Genomic DNA, 14,188 nt, shown 5'->3' with positions numbered 1-14,188 from the left:
ATAGAACGCTTCAGACAGCATACTGCTGAGTATGCTGTCCGATGGGCTGCTTAATGAGAAATTCGTGGGGATCCCTCAGGGTCAGATCACATTAGTTATGCGTAACTAATGTGATCTGACCCCATTTTTACTGAGATGTACTGAGCGGCTGGAAGAAACTGCAGGATGCGAAACCTGCACTTGAATATCACTAATCAACTGATGTAACTCAGTGTCTTCAATGGCCTCTTTCATCTGCAGTTGAAACTCCAGACAAGCATGACCATGCCAGTCAGTCACACCTAACAAATCCCAGTCTGAAAGTTGCGGGTGACTCAGTGTATGACCACAGTCCCGCGCAACTTCCTCTAAATCAGCATCATCGTCTGATAAGTCTACTTCAAGGTATAAATACAACATCATCAATCCTTCTATTGCAGAGCCCATTCGGCAGCTTTTTGCGCATGTAAGGCTGTGGTATCAAATAAAGGCACGGTGCAATCTTCAGCGCTTACCAATAAGCCTATTTCAGTGCAGCCTAAAATAATAGCCTCTGCACCTTGCGCCACCAGAGCGGCCATAACCCCTTGATACTGCCGCTTTGACTCTTGGTTGACCAGCCCCAGACACAACTCCTGATAAATCACATTATGCACCAGCGTTCTGCCTTCTTCGTCCGGCACCAGCACTTCTAAACCATAACCATCCATCAGGCGTTGTTTGTAAAAATCCTGCTCCATAGTAAAACGGGTGCCTAATAAAGCCACTTTTCTGAGACCCGCACTTTGAATAGCTTCAGCCGTGGCGTCGGCAATATGCAACAGCGGAATAGCCACAGCGGCTTCAATGGCTGCAGCCACTTTGTGCATAGTGTTAGTGCAAAGCACCAGGCAATCGGCCCCTGCAGTTTGTAATTTAACTGCCGCATCCGCCAGTAACTCGCCGGCTTTACTCCAGTCGCCACTACGCTGCAATGCTTCTATTTCGGCAAAATCCACACTGTATAAGATAATTTTAGCGCTGTGCAGGCCACCCAATTGCTGTTTAATGCGCTGATTGATCTGACGGTAATAAGGAATAGTGGACTCCCAGCTCATTCCACCTATTAAACCTATGGTTTTCATCGATTTACCTCTGAAGCATTGATGGAACTACAGTATCAATTCCAAAGAGACCTGTATAGCAGCTCCAACCTAAGCAAAAAGCCCGCTATAAAAGCGGGCTTTGGCGATTCAAGTGGTATGAACCATCAGTAGTAAATATCACCTTTCTGATGTAACTGGGGTTCGTCCTGTAAATCATCAAAAGAAACAGCTATGTGTTTCTCTTTATTATCCAGATCTGACAAATACACAGCTCTGTCCTGAGCATCAATCCAGCTAACCACACCTATACCTTTTTTGGTCTGACAGACCATGCCTAGTTTAAGCTCAAGTACATTCATCGCAGTTCTCCTCAGGCCCTTACATTTCATTTATCTACCAAGTTAGACGCCCCAAAATGTCATTTTGATGTCCGACCAGCTAAATTAATGCTAACTGAATGAATTCAGGTGAAATTTAGTTCATAAAAATGGGGTCAGATCACATTAGTTATGCGTAACTAATGTGATCTGACCCCATTTTTAGAGTTAAATGCGGGTACGTTTTTTCTGAGTTTGTTTTGGCTTTTTCGCTTTGGCTTTTTCAGCAGCAGCGGCTTTTTCAGCCTTCACCACTTCAGGTTTCACGCCGGACTGCACCATGATCTGATGCTTACGTACCGCACGTTTAATACCAGCCATACGACGGCGACGTTCGTCACGGTCTTCGGGTTTCATTAAGCTTTCCGTCTCAGCCGGCATCTGTACCAGCTTACGCAGGTAGTTCACCTCTTCCAGCGGGTATTCCGCATAACCGCCTGCCGGTAAATGCTTAGGCAATAATAAATCACCGTAACGAATACGAATTAAGCGGCTCACTACAGCACCCTGCGATTCCCACATCCGGCGAACTTCGCGGTTACGGCCTTCAGTCAGCACCACATGGAACCAGCGGTTAATACCTTCGCCGCCCATAGACTTCACTTTTTTAAAGTTGGCTTTACCGTCTTCCAGCTCAACACCAGTGCGCAGTTTTTGGATCATTGCATCGTTGACGTCACCAAATACCCGTACTGCGTATTCACGTTCAACTTCAAACTTTGGATGCATTAAACGATTCGCCAGCTCACCATCTGTGGTAAACAGCAATAAACCGCTGGTATTGATATCTAAACGGCCTATCGCAATCCAACGTGAATCTTTAATTTTTGGCAGGCGGTCAAATACGGTAGGACGACCTTCAGGGTCGGTGCGCGAACAAATTTCGCCCTCAGGTTTGTGATAGGCAATAACCCGGCACACCTGCTCCGCTTCAGCGGCAATTTTCACCGGATGACCATCGACCCGCACTTGTTGGTTGGCATGGATACGGTCGCCTAACAGCGCCACTTTACCATCCACAGTCACACGTCCAGCACTGATGTATTCTTCCATCTCGCGGCGGGATCCAACACCGGATCGCGCCAGCACTTTCTGTAGTTTTTCACTCATGATTTAATGTATCTCTTCAGTCATCACGACTGGGTTAAAAAAATCCGGCGTTGCCTGAAACTCAGCCAGAGCAGGTAAATCGCTTAAATCCTTTAAGCCAAAATAATCTAAAAATGTCGGTGTCGTGGCATACAAACCAGGACGCCCCGGTACTTCTTTATGCCCTACTACTTTGACCCAACCCCGGTCGAGCAGCGTTCGCATAATCTGACTGCTGACAGTCACGCCCCGCACTTCTTCAATTTCACCACGGGTGATAGGCTGACGATAGGCAATAAGCGCCAAAGTCTCCAGTACAGCACGGGAGTAACGTGGTGAACGTTCAGGCCAAAGCAAAGCCAGGTATTCACTCAAATCAGCACGAGTCTGAAAGCGAAAGCCAGAGGCAGTTTCAATCAGTTGTATACCACGGCCCAAATAATCCTGTTGCAGCTGACTTAAAGCCTGTTGCAGCCTTTTACGGCTTAGATCAAAACTTTCCAGCACAGTGCTTTGCAAGTCATTCACAGACAAAGGTTTTTCAGAGGCAAAAATAGCGGCTTCGACTAACTGCAGCAGTTGTTGCTCGTTAATTTTTTTCGCCATTCCCTCTCCTTGTTATCTGTCTGTAATAGCTGTGAATAACCAAGTAGTTGATGATACAGCAAGGCGACCAACGATAGAGTCCCCATGAGCATAGTAGACTATGTGATTGGGGCGAAAGAGTTGAGTCAACGCCGCTGTAGCTTCAAATACGCCGGTTATTATGCCCAAAATCATCGCAGCTGCAGCGCGGCGACCTGTAGGGGCGTGGTTTATCCGCGCCCGCCTCATCAAACCAGGACTGAGAATACAAAGTCAACGCCGCTGCGGCTTCAATTACGAAGGGCATATTATGCCAACTTGACGTGGATCTGACCATAAGCTTCGATCTGGATGACCTGAATTAACTTCTCTTTCACCAGCTCTAAAATAGCTAAAAAGCTGACAACCACACCCTGTCGGCCTTCGGCCAATTCAAAACATTCGGCAAACTCAAGGTAGTCTGTGCGCCCACGCAGCAACTCCAGAATTTTACTCATGCGTTCCCGGGTAGATAAATGCTCTTTTTTGATCTGGTGATGTTGAAAATCTTTGGCGCGTTTGGCGATGTCTTTGAGTGCCAGCAAAATTTCCTGCAACGACACTTCGGGCAAAATGACATAAGGCTCAAAGTTATCATCCAGGCCAGCTTTGGCTGGGAAATAATCCCGCTCCTGGCGTGGCAATAAATCCATATCAGTAGCCGCTTTGCGGATAATTTCGTATTCCTGCAACCGCCGGACTAAATCAGCACGCGGATCCACTTCTTCATCCGACTTATGATCATGCTGCGGCAGCAATAAACGCGATTTGATTTCGGCCAACATAGCGGCCATCAACAAATATTCAGCCGCCAGTTCAAAGTTCATATCCTGCATTAAATCAATGTATTCCATGTACTGCAGGGTAATTTCATTGATCGGCAAATCGACAATATCAAAGCGGTGACGGCGAATTAAATACAGCAGAAAATCCAGCGGGCCTTCAAAACTTTCCAGCAATACCGACAGCGCTTCAGGCGGAATATACAAATCTTCCGGCTTATCCAGCACAGCTTCACCGCGGACAAAAGCCAGCGGTAAAGGTTGTTGTATCGTCAGACTGGCAAAGCTGTCGGCAACTGGCTCAGACATGCACTGTGCGTCCTATCAACAAAACCACAGTCTGAAGTACGAAGGGCTTAAACAAAAGCACTGCTATCGCCTGCTCCCTGCCGCACCAGCACCGGAAAATCTTCTGACAAATCAATCACTGTAGTGTGGTTTTCGGCAATGATACCGCCGTGCAGTATCACATCCACCTGACGCTCCAACTGGTCACGCATCTCTTCCGGGTCAGACTCGGCAAAGTCATTGCCTGGTAATACCAAAGAGCTCGACATCAAAGGTTCACCCAGCTCTTCCAGCAAAGCCAGCGCTACTTTATTTTCCGGAATACGCAAGCCTACGGTCTTTTTCTTTTCATTGAGCAAACGCTTAGGTACTTCTTTGGTGCCTTTTAAAATAAAAGTGTAAGCACCAGGCGTATGATTTTTGATTAGACGAAAAGCTGTGTTTTCCACTTTGGCATACACAGACAACTCAGATAAATCGCGGCACATCAGGGTGAAGTGGTGTTCAGAGCTGATCTGGCGAATTTGCAAAATACGCTCCATAGCCGCCTTGTCGCCAATGTGGCAACCCAGTGCATAACCTGAATCTGTAGGGTAAATCACTACCCCACCTTGTTTGATAATATGCACAGCCTGCTTAATTAAACGTTGCTGTGGATTGTCAGGGTGAACATAAAAAAACTGGCTCATAAACTCTTCTTCTTCCCTGCACTTGTCGCTAAAGTATCTTTAAGCAATAGCAATAAATTTGTTAAAAATCAAGATGAAAGCTGGGCTGGCTTGGGTTCTGGCAATAGCCAGTCCTGCCATACAGGAATGACATCATCAGTAAAATACAACTGTCGACCCAATTCGTTCCAGGGCGTTTCCTGATGAAAATCAGAACCGGCAGAGGCTGTTAAAGCAAATTTCTGGCACAGCATCCAGACCTGACGTTTTTGCACCGGCGTCATTTGGGCTGAGGCGACTTCCATGGCTTTACCGCCCGCTGCGGCAAACTCTTCGGCTAAACGGGTCAACCAACGGCCATTCAGCTTGTACTTCAAAGGGTGCGCCAGCACAGGAATACCACCTGCAGCTAAAATCCACTGCACTGCCTCTTGCATAGGCACCCAATTATTCGGCACATAGCCTGTATTACCGCGGCTTAAATACTTTTTAAATACGGTATTCATTGAGCTGGCTTTACCAATCTGCACCAAATAACGTGCAAAATGAGTGCGGGTTAAGGCAGCACCATTGGCAATTTTTAATACGTTTTCCAGCACGTCCGGTATTTTGTTTTTCTCTAAGCGGCGCGCCATTTCTTCGGCCCGCTCAACCCTGCGCTGTTGCTGCGAGGCTAAATGCTGTAAAAACACCGGACATTGGGTATTGATCTGCAAACCCACTATATGAATTTCAAACTCATACCAACTGGTGGATATCTCCACTCCGGGGATCAAAGTCAAAGGCAGCTGCTTTTCGGCAATAGCCACCTGGGCTTCGGCTAAACCTGCTATGGTGTCGTGGTCGGTAATGGCAAGCACATCCACTCCTTTGCTGACGGCACGCTCTACCAGTTCGGTGGGGCTTAAAACACCATCTGAGCAATATGTGTGGCTGTGTAAATCAATTTTCATAGCGGGCTACCTGACAAAGTGGCCGTCATTGTGCCATAAAAAGCCCTGCCTAAGCTTGAGTTTATTCTAAGCCGAAGTCTGAATTACTGTAGCCATCTATCCGCTTATACGTATTTTTTTGGACTTATAGCCAAACAAGGCTTGACGGCCATTTGATTTCAGGGTTTTATAGAGGCGTTTTCAAAGTGACTTAAGTCAGAGCGACTTACTAACAACGGATTTATAGCCAATGCAATTTCAGACAACAACTCAAACTCACATTTGGTGGTGGCATACTCCTTAACGGGCGTGTGGAGGCGTTGTATTCGCTATAAAACCAGGCCCGTTTCGTAAGATGCGGGCCTTTTGCATTAATTGGGCTAGTAAAAATTTAACAGCAGGAAAAACAATGATGAATTCTCAAGTAACACCTTGGCACTGGTGGCGACTTCCTGTTTAGCGGGCCGGACCACTATTGTCCGAATACAGCCAAAAAGCCCGCTTGATGCGGGCTTTTTATTTGGGCCGACGCTTAGGGTAGTACAAAGTAGTTTCTGACGATTTTTATACGAAGAATTTAGGATTAGCGATGAATTTACAGCAAATTACCACCACCACAGGACAAGTGGCCAGCTTCAGCCAAAGGCTCAGCATTCAGCCCGATCCGCTGCAAAGTTTCAGAGCCTTAACCAACCAGGGGCAAATGGCGTTGTTACTGGAATCAGCTGAAATTGACAGCAAAAACAGTTTAAAAAGCCTGATGTTAATTGACGCCGCTTTGCGGATTGAATGCAATGCACTGCAGGTTCGGGTGGAAGCCTTAACCGACAACGGCAAAACTCTGTTGCCTTATCTGGCGTCTTTGCTGCAAGGCAAAGCCACGCTGGAATTAACAGGCCAACAACTGACTGCAGACTTTGCTCCGGCAGACCCTTTGCTGGATGAAGAAAGCCGTTTATTACTGCCAAACTCGCTGACCGTATTACGTTTATTACAACAACAACTGCAGAATAACAGCGACGAGCCTTTGGCCATCTTTTTAGGTGGTGTTATAGGTTACGACTTAGTGGCCATGGTCGAAGCTTTACCTCAAGTGCCAACAGCTGAAAACCAGTGCCCTGACTATCTGTTTTATCTGGCAGAAACCTTGTTGGTGGTCGATCATCAGGCAGGCAATAGCAGGCTGATTGGTAATGTATTTTGTGGTGCTCAAGCCCAGCAGCAGTATTTTGTCATTGGCCAGCGTTTATCTGAACTACAGCAGTTGTTACAGCAGGCAGCAGAGACCACAACCCTGACCACAGAACCAGCAGCCAAAGCCGAAGTGAAAGTCGACATCAGTGACGCCGACTTTATCGCCCAAGTCGAAATGCTGAAGCAAAACATAGTGGCTGGAGATGTATTCCAGGTGGTGCCATCCCGTTGTTTCAGCCTGCCCTGCCCTGATCCACAAGCCGCTTACGCCAAACTGAAACAACAAAATCCAAGCCCTTATATGTTTTACCTGCAGGACAGAAACTTCAGTCTGTTTGGCGCTTCCCCTGAGTCAGCGCTGAAATACGAAGCCAGCACAGCACAAGTGGAAATTTACCCTATTGCCGGCACCCGCCGCCGTGGTTTTGCCGCCAATGGCACTATAGATCGCGACCTCGACAGCCGCATCGAACTGGAACTGCGCCAGGACGAAAAAGAAAAAGCCGAACATTTAATGTTGGTCGACTTGGCCCGAAACGACGTAGCCCGTATCAGCGTGCCTGGCAGTCGTTATGTCAAAGAACTGCTGAAAGTCGACCGTTACTCTTATGTCATGCATTTAGTCTCCCGCGTGGTTGGCACCTTAAAACCAGAATTAGACGCTTTGCATGCCTATCAGGCCTGCATGAATATGGGCACCCTGGTCGGCGCGCCTAAAGTGCGGGCGGCAGAACTGATCCGTGGTGTCGAGAAAAAACGCCGTGGCAGCTATGGTGGCGCTGTAGGGTATTTAGCGGGCAATGGCGACTTTGACAGCTGCATAGTGATCCGTTCTGCATATGTACAAAACGGCACTGCCTATATTCAGGCCGGCGCTGGCGTAGTGTACGACAGCGTGGCGCAAGCCGAAGCCGACGAAACCCGCAGCAAAGCTCAGGCTGTGATTAATGCTATTCAATCTGCAGGCCAGGCGGTTAAACAAGGAGTATCGGTATGAGCGTGGTCTATCTGTTAGACAATTTAGATTCCTTCAGCTACAACCTGGTGGACGAAGTCGCCCAGTTAGGTTTTAGTTTAAAGCTGTATCGCAATACGGTGCCTGCGGCTTATATCTTTGAAAAAATGCAGCAGGAACAACAACCTGTAGTGCTGCTGTTATCGCCAGGCCCTGGCGCCCCCGCTCAGGCGGGCTCTATGCCTGAACTGATTTCGCTTTGTGCCGGTAAATTTCCTATGCTCGGCATTTGTCTGGGTCATCAGGCACTGGTGGAACATTATGGCGGTGTAGTTGGTCGTGCCGGAGAAACTGTGCATGGTAAAACCTCCATCATTGAACTGAGCGACCACGCTGTATTTGGCGCTTTGCCTAAACAGTTCCCTGTGGCCCGTTATCACTCGTTAATGGCAACCGAAGTTCCAGCTTCGTTACAAGTGATAGCAGCCTATCAGCATATTCCCATGGCCATAGTGCACGAAGAGCATAAAGCTTTGGGTTATCAATTCCACCCTGAGTCTATCCTGACCACTTTAGGCAAGCCTTTGCTGAAACAGAGTCTGGATTACTTAATGAAAAGTCAGGGAGCATCGGTATGAGCCAGACAATTTTAGCGTTGGTGCAACAAAGCTTAAGAGGCGAAGCCTTATCTTTTGAGCAAAGCCATAGCTTTTTTAGCGCCGTAGTCAAAGGTGAAGTCGACCCTGTGTTGCTGACCGCACTGTTGGTAGCGCTGAAAATGCGTGGCGAAACAGCGGAAGAAATTGCTGGCGCTGCGGCGGCCATGCGTGCTGCAGCCAGCGAATTTCCAGCTGCAGTCGTTGGTACTATAGACTGTTGTGGTACAGGCGGAGACGGCTCCAACACCATCAACATTTCCAGCACCGCAGCGCTGGTTGCGGCCAGCATGGGTTTGCCAGTGGCCAAACATGGCAACAGAAGCGTATCCTCTCAGTCCGGTTCAGCCGACTTACTGGAACAACTGGGCATCAATATTCAAATGAGCCCGCACACTGCAGCCAGGGCTTTAAGCCAAAGCAATAGCAGCTTTTTGTTTGCACCTTTGTATCATGCGGGCATTAAGCATGCGATGCCCGTGCGTACAGCGCTGAAAAGCCGCACCATTTTTAACTTATTGGGGCCGCTGATTAACCCGGCCAAGCCCGAATACCAGTTACTTGGCGTTTACGATCCGGCTTTAACCCCTGTGATGGCGCAAGCACTGCAACAACTGGGCGTAAAAGCAGCCTGGGTTGTGCATGGCAGTGGTTGTGACGAAATAGCTTTGCATGGGGTTACCCAGGTCAGTGCAGTTACTGCAACCGGAACCGTTGAACACTTTGAACTGACTCCTGCTGATTTTGGTTTACCGCACATCAGCCTGAGCGAACTCACAGGCGGCAGTCCGGCCGACAACGCAGCTGCCACTCTGGCGATTTTACAGGGTTCAGGTAAAACCGCTCACAATCAGGCGGTTGCAGCCAACGTAGCAGCAATGCTGCATATTGCAGGTCAGGGTTCTGATTTAAAACAGCTTACGCAATCTGTGCTGCAGCACTTAGCTTCAGGACAGGCCGTTTCGACATTGACGCAGTTAAGGGAACTTAGTCATGGCTAATGTGTTAACCACTATTATCGACCATAAAAAACTGGAAGTGGCAGAGCGCAAGCAAAAGCTGCCACTGGCGCAGTTTCAGGAGCTGGTGCAACCCAGCCAGCGTAATTTCTTAAAAGCGCTACAGCAAAAAGGGCCACGTTTTATTCTGGAATGCAAAAAGGCGTCACCCTCTAAAGGCTTAATCCGTAGCCCTTTTGATTTAGAGGAAATTTGCACCGCTTATGGCCAGTACGCTGACTGTATCTCTGTACTGACAGACGAAAAGTTTTTCCAGGGCAGTTACGACTACCTGGCCAAAGTGCGCGCAAGGGTCAATCAGCCGTTGCTGCATAAAGACTTTATTATCGACCCCTATCAGATTTATCTCGGCCGTTTACAGGGCAGTGACGCCGTACTGCTGATGTTGTCCGTGTTAAGTGATCTGGAGTATCTGGAGCTGGCGCAGGTAGCGAAAAGCCTAAACCTGACCATCTTAACTGAGGTCAGCAACGAAGCAGAAACCCTGCGTGCTGTGGCTTTAGGGGCGGAGCTGATTGGTATCAATAACCGCGACTTGCGCACTTTAGATACCAACTTAGACACCAGTTTCCGCCTGGCCCGTTTGATCCCGGAAGGTATCACTGTCGTATCCGAATCCGGCATTTACAGCTCGCAGCAAGTCAGGCAACTGGCCAAAGTCGCGGACGCCTACTTAGTGGGCAGCTCCTTAATGGCGCAGCAGGATTTAGCCAACGCTTGCCGTTCACTAATTCGTGGTGAACATAAGGTCTGTGGTTTAACCCGGGCTGAAGACAGCGCAGCAGCTTATGCCAATGGCGCTTATTTTGGTGGTTTAATTTTTTATCCCAAATCACCACGCCATGTCACAACAGAGCAAGCCAAAGCAGTGCAACAAGGCGCTCCGGCTCTGCATTATGTTGGGGTTTTTGTTGATGAAGCTGTAGAGACAGTGGCCGCTATGGCACAGACTTTACCACTGGCTGCAGTGCAGTTGCATGGTGAAGAGTCCGACTTGTATCTGCAAAAACTGCGGCCTTTGTTACCAAAAAATACCGAAATCTGGAAAGCCTACCGTATTCAGGACAAATTGCCGGAACTCAGTCGTTACGCCGACCGCTATTTGCTCGACGCCTACCACCCCACTCAGGCTGGTGGTACAGGCCAACAATTTGACTGGCAAATACTGGACGAACAACTGCTGAATAAAAAAGTGATGTTGGCTGGAGGTTTAAATCCGGACAATGTCGTTGCAGCACTGAAACATCAGGTTTTGGCCGTTGATCTTAATTCAGGCCTCGAATCCGCTCCCGGCATCAAAGATGCGGGCAAAATTCAACACGCTTTTGTGAACATCAGAGAATTCAGTCATGACTAAATTAAATTTAAACCCATATTTTGGCGATTTTGGTGGCATGTTTGTGCCTGAATTGCTGGTCCCTGCGCTAGTGCAACTGGAGCAGGCTTTTGTCGACGCTCAGCAAGATCCGGCCTTTATCGCTGAATTTCAGGCGCTGTTAAAAGACTACGCCGGCCGCCCTACGCCTTTAACCTTATGCCGTAATGTATCACCTAACCCGCTGGCAAAAATTTACTTAAAACGTGAAGACTTATTACACGGTGGCGCTCATAAAACCAACCAGGTACTAGGTCAGGCTTTGTTGGCAAAACGTATGGGTAAAAAAGACATCATTGCCGAAACTGGCGCTGGCCAACATGGTGTAGCTACAGCGCTGGCCTGTGCTTTGTTGGGGCTGAACTGCAAAATTTACATGGGTGCCAAAGACATAGAACGTCAGCAACCTAACGTATTCCGCATGAAACTGATGGGCGCTACTGTGATCCCTGTCACCGCAGGGTCCGGCACCTTAAAAGATGCCGTCAACGAAGCCATGCGCGACTGGTCCGGCAGTTATGCCACCAGCCACTATTTATTAGGAACAGCAGCTGGCCCTCACCCCTTCCCGACTATAGTGCGTGAGTTCCAGAAAATGATTGGTGAAGAAGCCAAACAACAAATCCTCGAAGCCGAAGGTAAATTACCAGACGCAGTGCTGGCTTGTGTGGGTGGTGGTTCAAACGCTATTGGCATGTTCGCCGATTTCATCAAAGAAGAAGGCGTGCGCTTAATTGGCATAGAGCCAGGTGGTATGGGCATCGACACTCATCAACATGGTGCAGCATTAAGTACAGGCAGCTTTGGTATTCTGCACGGCGCTTACACCGCCATTATGCAAACTCAGGACGGCCAGATCGAAGAGTCTTATTCGGTTTCAGCTGGTTTAGATTATCCGGCCGTTGGCCCACAACACACTTATCTGCAAAGCATAGGCCGCGCTGAATATGTGGCTATTAACGACGATGAAGCCTTGGCTGCTTTCCAGCATCTGGCCAAATCTGAAGGTATTATCCCGGCACTGGAAAGCTCGCACGCTTTAGCTCATGCGCTAAAAATGGCTGCTGCCACCACAGAACCTTTGGTGCTGTTAGTCAACTTATCCGGCCGTGGTGACAAAGACTTAAACCACGTGTATTCGATCATAGGCGAAGCCCATATCCAGCCAAACAACATGGCCACGCGCAGCTAAGGAGATTTTTATGCAACGTTATCAGCAGTTATTCAGCCGCCTTGCCGCAGCCAAACAAGGCGCTTTTGTCCCTTTCGTGACTATGGGCGATCCTGGTCTTGAGTTGTCATTCGACATTATCAAAACCCTGATAGACGCAGGCGCAGACGCGCTGGAGCTGGGCATTCCATTCTCAGACCCCATAGCAGACGGCCCGGTGATCCAAAACGCCAATATCCGTGCTTTAGCGGCAGGTGTCACTCCAGCCCAGTGTTTTGAATTAATTGGCCGCATTCGTCATTACAACAAAGACATCCCTATTGGCTTATTGCTGTACAGCAACCTGGTGATGGCCAAAGGCATAGACAACTTCTACCAGCAAGCGCAGCAAGCAGGTGTCGACTCTATTCTGATTGCCGATGTGCCACTGCACGAAAGCAAGTTATTCAGAAACGCCGCACTGAAGCATGACATAGCGCCTATTTTCATAGCACCGCCAAACATCACAGACGACAGCTTACGTGAGCTGGCCTCTTATGGCCGTGGTTACACTTATTTACTGAGTAGAGCCGGTGTCACTGGCACTGAAACTCAGGCCGCTATGCCGGCCAGCACGCTGATTAATCAGCTGAAAGAGTACAATGCAGCGCCAACTTTGCTTGGTTTTGGCATCTCCAAACCTGAGCACGTGAAAGCAGCGATAGCAAGCGGAGCTGCTGGTGCCATTTCGGGTTCCGCCATAGTGCAAATCATCGAAAAATATCAGGCAGAGCCAGAGCAACTCAAACAGCAGTTGTTCAACTTCGTTAGCAGCATGAAAGCCGCTACGCGCTAAGCAAATAAGCGCTAACCAAAATGGGGGCAGAGCACATTGTTAAAAGTTAACTATGTGCTCTGCCCCCATTTGTACAGAAAGAACGACTAACGGAAACCATTCAGCGGCAAAGACCACAGCGTCTGGGTCAGAACTCATTTTTCCAGTACCTTATTTTGCTAAAATGTGAAGCGCCATGCCCACTTAGCAAATTTTTTTGAAAATAAATTTCTGGCTTTTTAAAATTTTTTTCTGAAAGATTTTCACCTTTCGCTAAGCAAAACGAACAGTTCCTGAGCAGTCTATAGATGGTAAATTTTTATCTATAACAGTCCAATTTGTTAAAAAAGCAGCATTTTCCAGATTAAAGGGAAATGAAAAAAACCGTTAAAAATCAAACAAAAAAAGCCAAAATCAAAATAAATTCGCTTATAAAAACTGCAAAAATTGCAAAACCGATAATAGTTTAATAAAATTCATCCGTTTGAATATGTGCCAGATCTCGTTATACCTGTGTAAGGTCGTTGTCACAAAAAGTGGCTACAGTCCAAGGCGAGTGAGAAAATTAAAGCAAATTTTTTCATTGTTTTAGTTTTTTTGCTGTGTAAAATCTGAGCGGCAATGTTCTTGCGCCCCTTAGTTAACAGGATGTAACTATGAACACACACACAAGTTTTAAAGCTGACGATACAGGGTTCAGCTTCCTCAACAGACTTTTTGACATAATAGCCATAGGCGCTGCGTTGTACCTAAGCCTTAAACTTTATGGTCAGGTGGTGACTACGGGCTACATTATGTTGTACTTCACTGTAATGGCAGTGTACCTATATTCGGCAGAGTCGGTGCAGCTGTACCGTTCGTGGCGGGTAGACTCTTTTACACAAAACATACTCTTTGTGGCTTTATGCTTATTTTTGGCCTTTAGCCTGATGTTGTTGATCACCTTTGCCTTAAAAACTACCGCTACCTATTCCAGGGTAGTTTGTGTAGGTTGGTTTAGTCTGGCATTTTGCTTCACATCCACCTGGCGCATTGCTGGCCGTATGGTCAAAAACACGCTGCATAAAAAAGGCTTCAGCAACAAAAAAGTAGCCATTATTGGTTGCACAGCCAACGCCAAAAGATTAATGCATGAAATCGCCAGTAAACCAGAACTGGGTTTAACCTTTCATGGCATCTA

14 protein-coding genes and 1 pseudogene are annotated in these 14,188 nt (G+C 47.7%); 7 read left to right on the top strand and 8 right to left on the bottom strand.

The window, feature by feature from the left end; all coding sequences use genetic code 11:
• Positions 1-105: 105 nt before the first annotated feature.
• From LDL40_RS16595 to LDL40_RS16560, 8 genes are all read right to left on the bottom strand, one after another.
• The gene (locus LDL40_RS16595; protein WP_300996563.1) at positions 106-399 is read right to left on the bottom strand and encodes a hypothetical protein; all 294 of its coding nucleotides are present in this window, start codon (positions 397-399) and stop codon (positions 106-108) included.
• Between the two features lie 11 nt (positions 400-410).
• A complete protein-coding gene (locus tag LDL40_RS16590; RefSeq protein WP_300996562.1) occupies positions 411-1,103 on the bottom strand; it encodes an aspartate/glutamate racemase family protein in 693 nt (230 codons plus the stop codon).
• Positions 1,104-1,228: 125 nt separating this feature from the next.
• The gene (locus LDL40_RS16585; protein ID WP_300996561.1) at positions 1,229-1,423 is read right to left on the bottom strand and encodes a hypothetical protein; all 195 of its coding nucleotides are present in this window, start codon (positions 1,421-1,423) and stop codon (positions 1,229-1,231) included.
• 186 nt (positions 1,424-1,609) lie between these two features.
• Entirely contained in the window at positions 1,610-2,551 is a 942-nt protein-coding gene (rluB, locus tag LDL40_RS16580; protein ID WP_300996560.1) for a 23S rRNA pseudouridine(2605) synthase RluB, read from the bottom strand.
• 3 nt (positions 2,552-2,554) lie between these two features.
• Complete coding sequence (gene scpB / locus LDL40_RS16575; RefSeq protein WP_300996559.1) at positions 2,555-3,136, bottom strand: SMC-Scp complex subunit ScpB; 582 nt, start codon at positions 3,134-3,136, stop codon at positions 2,555-2,557.
• 287 nt (positions 3,137-3,423) lie between these two features.
• Positions 3,424-4,245 (bottom strand): ScpA family protein, encoded by an 822-nt coding sequence (locus tag LDL40_RS16570; protein ID WP_300996558.1) that lies wholly within the window; start codon positions 4,243-4,245, stop codon positions 3,424-3,426.
• 47 nt (positions 4,246-4,292) lie between these two features.
• Entirely contained in the window at positions 4,293-4,913 is a 621-nt protein-coding gene (locus LDL40_RS16565) for an L-threonylcarbamoyladenylate synthase (RefSeq protein WP_300996557.1), read from the bottom strand.
• Between the two features lie 68 nt (positions 4,914-4,981).
• A complete protein-coding gene (locus LDL40_RS16560) occupies positions 4,982-5,845 on the bottom strand; it encodes a PHP domain-containing protein (protein WP_300996556.1) in 864 nt (287 codons plus the stop codon).
• Positions 5,846-6,413: 568 nt separating this feature from the next.
• Here LDL40_RS16560 and LDL40_RS16555 point away from each other — a divergent pair.
• From LDL40_RS16555 to LDL40_RS16525, 7 genes and pseudogenes are all read left to right on the top strand, one after another.
• Positions 6,414-8,015, top strand: a complete 1,602-nt coding sequence (locus tag LDL40_RS16555; protein WP_300996555.1) for an anthranilate synthase component 1 — start codon at positions 6,414-6,416, stop codon at positions 8,013-8,015.
• Positions 8,012-8,611, top strand: a complete 600-nt coding sequence (locus LDL40_RS16550) for an aminodeoxychorismate/anthranilate synthase component II (RefSeq protein ID WP_300996554.1) — start codon at positions 8,012-8,014, stop codon at positions 8,609-8,611. The genes LDL40_RS16555 and LDL40_RS16550 overlap by 4 nt, the downstream gene beginning before the upstream one ends.
• On the top strand, positions 8,608-9,630 hold the full coding sequence (gene trpD / locus LDL40_RS16545; RefSeq protein WP_300996553.1) for an anthranilate phosphoribosyltransferase: 1,023 nt from the start codon (positions 8,608-8,610) through the stop codon (positions 9,628-9,630). The genes LDL40_RS16550 and trpD overlap by 4 nt, the downstream gene beginning before the upstream one ends.
• Positions 9,623-11,005 carry a bifunctional indole-3-glycerol-phosphate synthase TrpC/phosphoribosylanthranilate isomerase TrpF gene (gene trpCF, locus LDL40_RS16540; RefSeq protein ID WP_300996552.1) on the top strand — a complete coding sequence of 461 codons (1,383 nt, stop codon included), beginning with the start codon at positions 9,623-9,625 and terminating at the stop codon, positions 11,003-11,005. The genes trpD and trpCF overlap by 8 nt, the downstream gene beginning before the upstream one ends.
• Positions 10,998-12,215: a tryptophan synthase subunit beta gene (gene trpB, locus LDL40_RS16535; RefSeq protein ID WP_300996551.1), complete on the top strand. Its 1,218-nt coding sequence runs from the start codon at positions 10,998-11,000 to the stop codon at positions 12,213-12,215. The genes trpCF and trpB overlap by 8 nt, the downstream gene beginning before the upstream one ends.
• A gap of 10 nt (positions 12,216-12,225) precedes the next feature.
• Positions 12,226-13,029: a tryptophan synthase subunit alpha gene (trpA, locus tag LDL40_RS16530; protein WP_300996550.1), complete on the top strand. Its 804-nt coding sequence runs from the start codon at positions 12,226-12,228 to the stop codon at positions 13,027-13,029.
• Between the two features lie 635 nt (positions 13,030-13,664).
• A pseudogene (locus tag LDL40_RS16525) lies at positions 13,665-14,188 on the top strand (undecaprenyl-phosphate glucose phosphotransferase); the annotation flags it as partial.

The sequence above is a fragment of the Rheinheimera sp. genome, assembly GCF_020217005.1.
In the GTDB taxonomy this organism is placed as follows: domain Bacteria; phylum Pseudomonadota; class Gammaproteobacteria; order Enterobacterales; family Alteromonadaceae; genus Pararheinheimera.
The sequence above is the reverse complement of the archived record's forward strand: the minus strand, read 5'-3'. Positions and strand labels throughout refer to the sequence as shown.

What these genes read in the sequence shown, in the direction of transcription:
- LDL40_RS16595 (WP_300996563.1), bottom strand. Translation starts at nt 399, where the DNA reads ATGTTGTATTTATACCTTGAAGTAGACTTATCAGACGATGATGCTGAT.
- LDL40_RS16590 (WP_300996562.1), bottom strand. Translation starts at nt 1,103, where the DNA reads ATGAAAACCATAGGTTTAATAGGTGGAATGAGCTGGGAGTCCACTATT.
- LDL40_RS16585 (WP_300996561.1), bottom strand. Translation starts at nt 1,423, where the DNA reads ATGAATGTACTTGAGCTTAAACTAGGCATGGTCTGTCAGACCAAAAAA.
- rluB (WP_300996560.1), bottom strand. Translation starts at nt 2,551, where the DNA reads ATGAGTGAAAAACTACAGAAAGTGCTGGCGCGATCCGGTGTTGGATCC.
- scpB (WP_300996559.1), bottom strand. Translation starts at nt 3,136, where the DNA reads ATGGCGAAAAAAATTAACGAGCAACAACTGCTGCAGTTAGTCGAAGCC.
- LDL40_RS16570 (WP_300996558.1), bottom strand. Translation starts at nt 4,245, where the DNA reads ATGTCTGAGCCAGTTGCCGACAGCTTTGCCAGTCTGACGATACAACAA.
- LDL40_RS16565 (WP_300996557.1), bottom strand. Translation starts at nt 4,913, where the DNA reads ATGAGCCAGTTTTTTTATGTTCACCCTGACAATCCACAGCAACGTTTA.
- LDL40_RS16560 (WP_300996556.1), bottom strand. Translation starts at nt 5,845, where the DNA reads ATGAAAATTGATTTACACAGCCACACATATTGCTCAGATGGTGTTTTA.
- LDL40_RS16555 (WP_300996555.1), top strand. Translation starts at nt 6,414, where the DNA reads ATGAATTTACAGCAAATTACCACCACCACAGGACAAGTGGCCAGCTTC.
- LDL40_RS16550 (WP_300996554.1), top strand. Translation starts at nt 8,012, where the DNA reads ATGAGCGTGGTCTATCTGTTAGACAATTTAGATTCCTTCAGCTACAAC.
- trpD (WP_300996553.1), top strand. Translation starts at nt 8,608, where the DNA reads ATGAGCCAGACAATTTTAGCGTTGGTGCAACAAAGCTTAAGAGGCGAA.
- trpCF (WP_300996552.1), top strand. Translation starts at nt 9,623, where the DNA reads ATGGCTAATGTGTTAACCACTATTATCGACCATAAAAAACTGGAAGTG.
- trpB (WP_300996551.1), top strand. Translation starts at nt 10,998, where the DNA reads ATGACTAAATTAAATTTAAACCCATATTTTGGCGATTTTGGTGGCATG.
- trpA (WP_300996550.1), top strand. Translation starts at nt 12,226, where the DNA reads ATGCAACGTTATCAGCAGTTATTCAGCCGCCTTGCCGCAGCCAAACAA.